This is a genomic window from Spiroplasma endosymbiont of Megaselia nigra (assembly GCF_003987485.1).
Classification (GTDB): Bacteria; Bacillota_I; Bacilli_A; order Mycoplasmatales; family Mycoplasmataceae; genus Spiroplasma.
This window is the reverse complement of the sequence record NZ_RCOO01000159.1, coordinates 1-2,556: the sequence shown is the minus strand read 5'-3', so window position 1 is coordinate 2,556 and position 2,556 is coordinate 1. Positions and strand designations below refer to the sequence as shown.

Genomic DNA, 2,556 nt, shown 5'->3' with positions numbered 1-2,556 from the left:
AGTTTTCATTCTTTATTAAAAAAAGCAACAATTCATAACAATATTTACTTATCGCATGACGAATATATTAATGATGTTAAAAAATGAAATAAATGATATTCAAGCCGAAAAGAAAAGGATATAATAAATAAAAGTTTATAAACCTTTTTTACTAATACTTACTTTTTGGAGTGCACTCTACTAATTTAAAATGACTTTTTATATATTTGTCTATTCTTATTTTATTTTTATATTACTGTTTTCATCTAAAATTAAATTAGGTTTTTGTGTATCTAAATTTCAACGATAAACACATTTATATTGTATTTTATTTTTATCATTACTTCATTCAGTTCAATTTTTATTCATTTCATTTCATATTTGTAATTTTTTAATTGCTGTAATATAAAGAATAAAAGAATTATCTTTATCTATTTTTTTTGTATTATTAAAATCATAGTTAAAATTAATTATTCTTCAATTATTTTTTTCTTCCCCTCGTCATACTACATAATATCATTTATTATCAACTTGACTAAATGGTTTTTCTTGTGTTGTTATTCATTCTAAAATACCATCTTTTGTTTTTATATTATTTTTTTCTTTTAAATCTAATAATTCTTTTTCTATATATTGTGGTGTATTACAAGCAACTAAACTTGTTGTACTTGTTGCTATTAAAGTTATTGTTCCTGAAATATTTAATATTTTTTTCACATTATATTCATAATTATTTTTTTACTATAACTATGCCTGTTGCATTATCTTTAAATTTTTCATTTTGTTCATATAAATTTAATGGGATATCTTCTTTAATGGGATATCTTCACCAATTTGAGTTTGATTCATAATTATTTGTTTTTCAGTTTTAATATTATAAGAAAAACTTATACTATTATCATCGTTTATTTTAATTTTTGAAGGTAAAATATTATTTTCTAATAAATTAAGCACAGCATCTTTAATCGAAATATAAATTGTTGATTTATTATTATCTTTATCAATAAAATCTGCACTAATTACACCATTAACTTTTTGATAATAACTTAAAATAAGTTTTATATTATTTTCTCAAGAAATAACAGAAATTGAAATTTTACTATGTGCCGGAACTTTTACTGGTTGAGATGGAACAGTTATTGTTGTAGTGTTTGTGGTTGTTTTAATTTCTGTGTCAGAAGAATTAGAGGTATTTGCTATAGTATAAGTTTTTGTTCCTCCCCAAGTATATCCACCGCCAACTTCAACACCAACTTCAACTTTTCCCTCAGCAATAAAAGTTATACCCGCTGAACCAGTAGCTTTTAATGTAACTTTAGTATTTACATTTGCACTTCAATTATCAGTACTTGATGTTGTTTCTGATTTAGAAAATCCATTCATTTTTTGAAATGTATTTGTTTCTATCAATTGTTTAGAACAAGCAATTGTATTTTGTGTTTGGTCAATATTACTATTATTTATAAATGTTGAATTAGAATCTTTACAAAAATCATTAATATTTTGTTCTAAATTGGATGATTTATTTTTTTGTGTCTGTTCTATAGTAATATCAGACAATGTTAATTCTTCTAAATTAATATTATAAATTTTTTTAATTTTAGAATTGGGATTTTGTTTTTTATACTCTAAATATAAACCTTTTTTTATTTGATCTCTTATATTAATATTATTAGATTCATTTAATTCGAATTGGTCACATTCATATACTTTATTTTTTGCAACAAAATAAAATTTATTATTTAAAAAAAGTCCAATTTTAGTAATTATATCATTTTCAATAATAACCTCTTTTTGTTGTCACGTTACAGGATTATATTCATATAAATTATTATTAAACCTTGTACCAAAATAAACCTTATTATTTAAAACAGTTTCTGAAACAATTCAATCTTTTACTACAAACTCAATATTTTTTTGTTGTTTCGCTACTAGATCATATTCATAAAAATTTTTACTACTATCCCAAAAATAAAATTTATTATTTAAAACTGGTCCAATACTAGTAATACTTTTATTTGTTGTAATAAAAACACTTTGTTGTCCTATTGCTGGATCATATTCATATATTTCAGAACTATTATTGGGACAAGAATAAATCTTATTATTTAATACTACAACAGGAATTATAAAATTATTAATATTATTTGGTGCTGTAATTACAACTTTTTGTTGTCCTGTTGCCGGATCATATTCATAAACTTTATTTCCTATACCAAAATAAACCTTATTATTTAATACTATACCAGAAGAATAAGTTTGGTCTTTTTCTATATTAATAACCTCTTTTTGTTGTCCTGTTGCCGGATCATATTCATAAACTTTATGATCATTTGAACCAATATATAGTTTATTATTTAGCACTACACCCGAAGTTGAAACGTTAACATTTGTTTCTAGACTGCACCCCAAAAAGTAAGTATTAGTAAAAAAGGTTTATAAACTTTTATTTATTATATCCTTTTCTTTGCGGCTTGAATATCATTTATTTCATTTTTTAACATCATTAATATATTCGTCATGCGATAAGTAAATATTGTTATGAATTGTTGCTTTTTTTAATAAAGAATGAAAACT

Annotated in this window: 2 protein-coding genes; both read right to left on the bottom strand. The window is 22.4% G+C overall.

Annotation, left to right across the window (positions count from 1 at the left end; all coding sequences use genetic code 4):
* Nucleotides 1–216 precede the first annotated feature (216 nt).
* On the bottom strand, nt 217–696 hold the full coding sequence (locus D9R21_RS05640) for a lipoprotein (RefSeq protein WP_126821438.1): 480 nt from the start codon (nt 694–696) through the stop codon (nt 217–219).
* 78 nt (nt 697–774) lie between these two features.
* Complete coding sequence (locus D9R21_RS05635; protein WP_126821437.1) at nt 775–2,391, bottom strand: hypothetical protein; 1,617 nt, start codon at nt 2,389–2,391, stop codon at nt 775–777.
* Between the last annotated feature and the right edge of the window lie 165 nt (nt 2,392–2,556).